The following is a 6,884-nucleotide window of genomic DNA, read 5'->3' as shown; positions in this document are numbered from 1 at the left end:
TCGAACCGGCTCCTCGTCCCTGGACTTAAGCGTAAGCTCTGAAATCGTCATGTGTCGAAGCCCTCAAGGCTCCGAGCATCGTCGCTCACGACAACGCGCGAAAGGTGCCAACGAGACAGCGCTTACGCAGTACCCGGACATCGACGATGAGTGACGACGCACTGTGCCGCATCGGGGGCGACGGGGTGGGTAATTACGCCCTATAGATTCAGACACCGAAAAAATACGCAACTGTAATGCTAACCGGTAGCACCCGCATCAATATTGATGCGTCGCTCAGGTAGGGAGGTTATAAATGCCCCGGCAATGATGGTGATTGCGGCTAGTATTCCTGTCTCTGACAACCATTCGCCAAAAAAAATGATGGCAAATAGTGCCGAAAACAATGGCTCACAAGACTCGATGACCTGAGTTTTGTAAGCCTCAATATATTTCAGCGAAAGTATGGTTGAATAAAATCCGCAAAGCGACGGAATAATCCCCAACGATATTAGGCTCGGGAGCGCGCCGCTCGTAGGTATCGGTGCGCCGGCCCAGATATAGGGTACTGCGAGCATGACAAAACCAAAGGCAAGAAACAACCAAAAGCTTTCCAGGGTTGAATGAAGCTTAAAGAATTTCCAAGCAAAGATGAAGCTCGCATAACCGAAGCCAGCGATAAGTGCGAAGCCGACGCCTAAGCCATTGGCGACAGCCATGCCATCATGGGCAATCAAGAAATAGCCGCCGAAAAACACCATGAACATAGCAAAAGTTTTCCGCGACGTTACGCGCTCCTTCAGGACGAAGATGTCCAGCAGGATTGCTCCCAGGCCGCCTCCAAAGACTAGGATTGCTACAAGCGGTATGGCTGCATAGGAAAATGCCCGCGTCTCAAAATGGTAAAGCGTGAAAATGCCAAGCGCTGAGCAGATAGCTATTTTCCAACCGTCTTGAAATGCCTCAGATAGGCGCGCTATGCCGCCCGGTCTAAGCAAAACTATGATTGTGACCAAAGACAGTGCTATACCGCATCGCCAGAACGCTACCGTAGTATGGTCTACGCCTTCGTCGAAGGCGCTACGAGAAAGAACGCCTACGGTGCCGTTCGACAGGGCTGCCAGCAACGCAAAGCCGACTCCAAGAACAGGTGTCAAGTTCAACTTATGGAGTTTTATCATCTTACTTTCTCTAGGTGATGACGACATGCGTCGCCAAATGCGCGGAAGATCTCACGACTGAGGGCATCTTTGTCGTAATGCCATTCTGGATGCCATTGCACAGCTGCGGCAAAGGCTCTTGCATTCTTAACAGAGACGGCTTCGATCACGCCGTCCATGCAGCGCGCGTCGACAGCCAAATCATCCGCGAGGCAAGCTATTCCTTGTCGGTGAAGACTATTTACGAGAACTGGCGTTTGCTGGATTTGTCGAATGCATTGCGCAATGCAGCCATTTCCGTCGGGTATGATCTCATGCCTCAGCGTATATTGCGCATCGCGCGGAAGCGTGAGATCTTCGATGTGCAACAGACGATCGTCGCCCTTCGATATATTCTGCTCAAGCGTTCCTCCTAGAGCAACATTAAGCTCCTGCAATCCGCGACAAATCCCAAGCAAAGGAACGCCGAGTGAAAGGGCTGCAGCTATTATACTGAAGCTTGTCTCATCACGCTTCGTGTCAAGCGTATGTGCAGGTGCTGTTATGCCGCCATAGAATGAGGGCGCGACGTTCGAAGCCGCTCCCGTAAGCAGCACGCCGTTGAGAACTGAAAGGCTTGCTTTAAGGTCATGCACCGGAAGGCCCGTCGGAATCGCCAGCGACACGACTCCTGCCCCCGAATGCAATGCCTCGAGATAGCGGACACGTAAGGTATCAAGGGCAACGCCATCTTCTATCCGGCGATCACAGACGACGCCAACAATAGCAGGCCCTCGATTAGCTACGACCTTTGTCATCAGTCACCTTTGAGAGCTTGCCCGATGTCGTCGACAATATCGTCGATATATTCAAGCCCAACCGAAATCCTTATAGTGCCGTCTCGAACACCCGCTGCAAGACGGGCCTCTGGCGAAACCGAGGCATGTGTTGTCGAGGCCGGATGTGTGGCGAGTGTTCTGGCATCGCCGATATTTGAGACATGATAGGCAAGTTTAAGGCGCTCTATGAATTTGCGGCCGGCATTTATACCGCCAGCGATCTCGAAAACCAGCATCGGGCCGCCATATTCACCCATGTTCTGCTCTGCGCGGCGCTGATGGTCATTTGCGCCAAGTAGCGGATAAGTAACAGTAAGAACGCGTGGATGCACAGCGAGGTATTCAGCAAGCTTGTGGGCATTGGAGCAGTGTCTTGGCATCCGCAAGGGCAGGGTCTCAAGCCCTTGGATACAGAGGAAGGAGGAAAAAGGAGATGGACACGGGCCAAAATCGCGCATGAGGGTGTTCCGCATCTTGAGGAGAAACGGACTTGCTCCAAATGGTCCCGGTAATTCATGAGCGGCAGCAAACCAATCGATATTGCCATGTGAGGCATCTGGATCGGTAATCAGTGGAAAGCGGCAAGCGTGCGCTTTCCAATCGAAAGTGCCGCCGTCGATGACAATCCCACCGATTGTTGTCCCGTGACCGCATATGTATTTCGAAGTTGAGTGGACTGTTATGTGGGCGCCAAGCGTAAGTGGCCGTGAGATAAGTGGCGTCATTGTGTTATCGACGATCAACGGGATTCCAAGCTCGCTCGCAACCGTTGCGACCTCCACAATGGGGAATGGCTCAAGCCGTGGATTGGGAAGCGCTTCGGCAAACCAGGCGCGTGTTTGATTGTCGGATGCCCTGCGGAATTCTTCCGGGTCGCTCGGATCGACGAACCGTGTCTCGATTCCAAGCCGTCGGAACGTATTCGAAAGCAGGTTGATGGTGCCGCCGTAAAGGTGTGTGGAGCTCACGATGTTATCGCCTGCGGCGGCCAGATTTAAGATCGAGAGCATGATGGCAGCCTGACCAGATGACGTCGCCAACGCCGCGGTGCCCCCTTCCAGCAAGGCGATACGTTGCTCAAATACGTCTGTTGTTGGATTCATCAATCGCGAATAGGTCCGCCCTTCGCGACGAAGATCGAATACATCCGAAGCATGATCGATCGATTCGAATGCATAGGCATTCGAAAGATAAATTGGCACGGTTGTGGCCATGGTTGCCGGGTCGCAACGATAGGCACCGTGCAAGACTATCGTTTCAGGGTGCATGGACGTCTCTTTCCCAGTCGCGACGTCAACGTGTGCCCTTTCGTTTTCCTTTAGCATTAAGGGTTTCCTACAGCTCGTCTTCTCGTCGGGTGTGTTGATATTCATGCTAATAATCCTGTGCTTTCGCAGTAGCGCTGTCGGTTTTGATTCTTGATGAGCTCCAAGATCGAAGGCTCACCATTCGGCCCGGACTGAAATATTCCTCCCGTCTCCAGGCAGTGCTGAGCATAGACAGGGTCTCTCATTCGGATGACGTGTGCCTCCGGCAGGCGCCAAAATGGCGTGGTAGGATCAAGGTGATGATCTAAGTGATAGTTGTCGTTGTTGATCGCAGTCAGCCATTTCTCCAGATGACGGCTGCGACGGTTCCGTGCCATGTGCAGGTTCACTGTTTGCCGATCAATCGAGCTGCAATGCTCGGACATCTCGATGAACCAGCCAATGATATGAAACGAGGTCAGATATGGAACAAGCCAAAGAAGACAAAGCTCCAGAAGGTAACCGTGTATCGTCGCGATTACCATGATACCGATCCAGAATGTATAAAATCCCCATCTGTCAAGCTCAAAGCGCCATCGTTCACCGCGTTTTACACGAGACTGCCCTTCCTTGTCGGAGACGCCACGGGCGATCATTTCATATCTATTGTGCACGAGATATCTGAGATAGGAAAAAGTCTTCGATCCAAGCAACGGCAGGACGATAATCGTCCAAGTGAAAGAGCGATCCGATCGCGGTGTGAAGACGCCTTCCGCGATAAAAAAATCGAGATCTGGGTCGGCATCCGCACGCCCAAGAAAAGGATGATGGGTGTGGACGTGGGATTCCTTGTAAGCGAAAAACCTTTGAAAGATGAGCCATGCGGTAGGTAGCGTACCCAGTAAGAAATTCAGCAGCCGGTTCTTCGTCAGGACACCGTGAGCAGAGTCATGCAAGATGGTTGAAATAGCTCTCTGATGAGCGCCTATCATAATCAGTGCTAACGGATAGAACCACCAGCTCACGCCAACAACAAGCCAAACAAGAACGGCAATTATTGCGTAGTCTTTGAGTATATAAAATGGGCCATGCCAATTGTCGGTTTCGAGTGCCTTTATGTCTACAACGACAGACTTGTCGAACCGATAATGATCGTATCGATCCGGTGCCTCGATACCGCTGTAGGCGGCTTGAGTGTGGACGTTCATGAAAATGCCTTTTCTGGGGAACTGGACGTCCACTCGGTGATGTAAGCATTGGTGAAGCGGTTGATGAGACCCGTGTCGACGTTGGGCATGACGATCGCGTGGGCGAGATTATCGTGGCATGCCAGCTGATATTCTTGAACGAGACGTTCGGAGGGCTTCGGAAACACCACTGTCAACGAAAATGGATTTAGGAGCACCGGAACTGCAGCAATGCGCAACGTATCAGCGAAAGCTTGAGCCCGCGTGGCACTGTTCCTTGCGTTAGCTTGGAAACCTGGTACGTCGAGACGCATCAAGCGGTTCCAGATCGCCAACACGGCGTGCCCGTTTCTCGATCCCATCAAGGTAGTGTCATCAGAGCGTAAATAGCTGACCGAAGACGCCACTTTGTTCACGTGCTGACGACGCGCGACCAGCACGCCGCAAGGCATGGGAGTGCCAATCATCTTATGACCGGATGTCGACATACTGTCGATACGATGCTGAAAGGTTGGACGGATCCCGAAAGGAACGTCTTCGATAAAAGGAAGAACCATCGCATTCAATGCACCGTCGATATGGATAAAGCGTCTGTTGGGCTCAACTCCGACTTCGTCTAGAGCCGAGATGCAGGAAGCGATATCGTCATGGGCGCCCTTCATGGTTGTTCCGCACGTTAACGCGAGAATTATGCTGCGGTGACGATTGGCATGTATCAACGTCTTCAAAGACTCGTTACATATGGCGCCCGAGCCACCCACACTGCACTTCAAGGCGTCGATTTGCAGTATCCTGGCTGCCTTCGGAAGTGAGTAGTGAGCCTCCGCGGAATGAATAAGCAGAGGGTCGCTGAGCGCCTCTCTTGCGAGGTAGAGAGCCCAGAGATTGCCCTCTGTCCCGCTTGTGCCGACAGATCCCCAATATTCGGACGGATCGTTGCACTGCCACACGCGCATAATCCAATCGATTACCTCGCGTTCTGTGCTGCAAACTTCCGTCGCATAGTGAGAGCCCGCGTAAGGATCACCTAGATTATTGATCAGAAAATTGGAAAATTGTGAAAGGGAACTGGCGTCGAAGTCAAGATTATATGGATAGCCGAGGTGCTTAGAGCGTCTCTCGCTGAATTTTTGGCTGAGCGCATTGAGAATGGCGTCAATATCAGAACCCGAAAGCGACGGACGGTAATCAGGAATTTCATACGTAGTATACAACGCTATGTCCTCACCACTAACAATCACAGGTAGGCTACATCAGGTAACACTTTTGATGCTACCGTTATTGTGTAGCGTGACACTTTTGGAGGGTGCCGTAGCGGGAGAGGTTGGAATTGGGAGTTGGCGTAGTCTCCGGTGTGTCAAACCTCGAATTATCCGGCGTTAGATGGGTAATGGGCCGGCCTTCGCGAGCATAGCCAGGTTGGGTGGCTGTCCCTCAGAATGATGGTGTTGAAACGGAGCTGCATAAGAGAAAATCAAGTCTCTTCGCCGGCAGCGATGATGGTGGAGGCGCCGGTGCCACCATTGCCACCATGGGGTCAGGACAAGATGGGGTGGTTGCCGCCCACCTCAGACGGCATCGAATGTGCCAAAATAGTGGGTGACCAACCCCACCAGCAGAGAGGACGGCAACCGCGATGAAAGATACGATGATCGGCATTGATCTGGCAAAGGCAGTTTTCCAGATTCATGGAGCGTCGATGACAGGGCAAGTGCGGTTTCGCAGGAAGTTGTCGCGTCAGCAGTTCCGGCACTTCATGGCTGAGCAGCCGCCGGCGATAGTGATCATGGAAGCCTGTGGCAGCGCCCACTATTGGGCCCGGGAGATGACAAGTCTTGGCCACGAAGTGAAGCTGATTGCCCCACAATATGTTCGGCCTTTCGTGAAGAGGCAGAAGAACGATGCGGCGGATGCCGAAGCTATTGTGATTGCTGCGCAGCGCCCAGAAATGCGTTTCGTCGAACCGAAGTCGGAGGCTCAGCAGGCCAGAGCAGTGTTGTTCCGGGCAAGAGAACGCCAGACAGGCCGCACCTTTGAGGCCTGACAGAAGACCGCACTCGATCACAGCACATGACGGCCAGTAAAACTCTTGCACTCCGGGCGGCAACCACAGAAGAGCTGTTCAAAATCTTGCGCTAAGGGCGAATGGATCGTGAACTCTATGCTGCTCGACGGATTGGGGTCGGAAGTGTTAGCGATCGGAATCCTTCAGGCATTTGATGTTCCGCGTCCCAAGTGTAGATGCCGGTCAGGTTGATGTGCTCCCAGCTCAACGGCGAAATGTGCTTCAGCAGATGATCCGGAATCTCGCGACGTGCACTGCGCAAATGGGCAACCGCCCGCTCTATGTAAACTGTATTCCAATGCAGCTTTGGTGCGTGGATCATTTTTCAAGGGTTTGCCGATAGGCCGGCGAGATCGTCAATGACATGATCTTCTGATGCCCTACAAACATAATGCCAGCCGCCGTCACCGGATCCCGAAGATGAAATT

At 52.6% G+C, this 6,884-nt stretch carries 5 protein-coding genes and 2 pseudogenes; 1 reads left to right on the top strand and 6 read right to left on the bottom strand.

Annotated elements, in window-relative coordinates; translation table 11 throughout:
* Nucleotides 1–239: 239 nt before the first annotated feature.
* From CKW40_RS41620 to CKW40_RS41600, 5 genes are all read right to left on the bottom strand, one after another.
* Entirely contained in the window at nt 240–1,160 is a 921-nt protein-coding gene (locus tag CKW40_RS41620) for a DMT family transporter (protein ID WP_179298316.1), read from the bottom strand.
* A complete protein-coding gene (locus CKW40_RS41615) occupies nt 1,157–1,936 on the bottom strand; it encodes a gamma-glutamyl-gamma-aminobutyrate hydrolase family protein (RefSeq protein WP_095205307.1) in 780 nt (259 codons plus the stop codon). Before CKW40_RS41615 ends, CKW40_RS41620 begins: the two co-directional genes overlap by 4 nt.
* Complete coding sequence (locus CKW40_RS41610; protein ID WP_244571555.1) at nt 1,936–3,225, bottom strand: O-acetylhomoserine aminocarboxypropyltransferase/cysteine synthase family protein; 1,290 nt, start codon at nt 3,223–3,225, stop codon at nt 1,936–1,938. Before CKW40_RS41610 ends, CKW40_RS41615 begins: the two co-directional genes overlap by 1 nt.
* A gap of 101 nt (nt 3,226–3,326) precedes the next feature.
* Complete coding sequence (locus tag CKW40_RS41605) at nt 3,327–4,412, bottom strand: fatty acid desaturase family protein (protein WP_095205303.1); 1,086 nt, start codon at nt 4,410–4,412, stop codon at nt 3,327–3,329.
* Entirely contained in the window at nt 4,409–5,605 is a 1,197-nt protein-coding gene (locus tag CKW40_RS41600; protein WP_244571554.1) for a histidine decarboxylase, read from the bottom strand. Before CKW40_RS41600 ends, CKW40_RS41605 begins: the two co-directional genes overlap by 4 nt.
* Before the next feature lie 422 nt (nt 5,606–6,027).
* Here CKW40_RS41600 and CKW40_RS41595 point away from each other — a divergent pair.
* Nucleotides 6,028–6,405 (top strand): annotated as a pseudogene (locus tag CKW40_RS41595) (IS110 family transposase); the annotation flags it as partial.
* Between the two features lie 145 nt (nt 6,406–6,550).
* On the opposite strand, the pseudogene CKW40_RS41590 reads toward CKW40_RS41595, so the two are convergent.
* A pseudogene (locus CKW40_RS41590) lies at nt 6,551–6,760 on the bottom strand (Tn3 family transposase); the annotation flags it as partial.
* Nucleotides 6,761–6,884: the final 124 nt, after the last annotated feature.

Origin of the sequence: Mesorhizobium carmichaelinearum (assembly GCF_900199455.1) — a bacterium.
In the GTDB taxonomy this organism is placed as follows: domain Bacteria; phylum Pseudomonadota; class Alphaproteobacteria; order Rhizobiales; family Rhizobiaceae; genus Mesorhizobium; species Mesorhizobium carmichaelinearum.
Note: the sequence above shows the minus strand (reverse complement) of the source record. Positions and strands in the feature narration are given on the sequence as shown.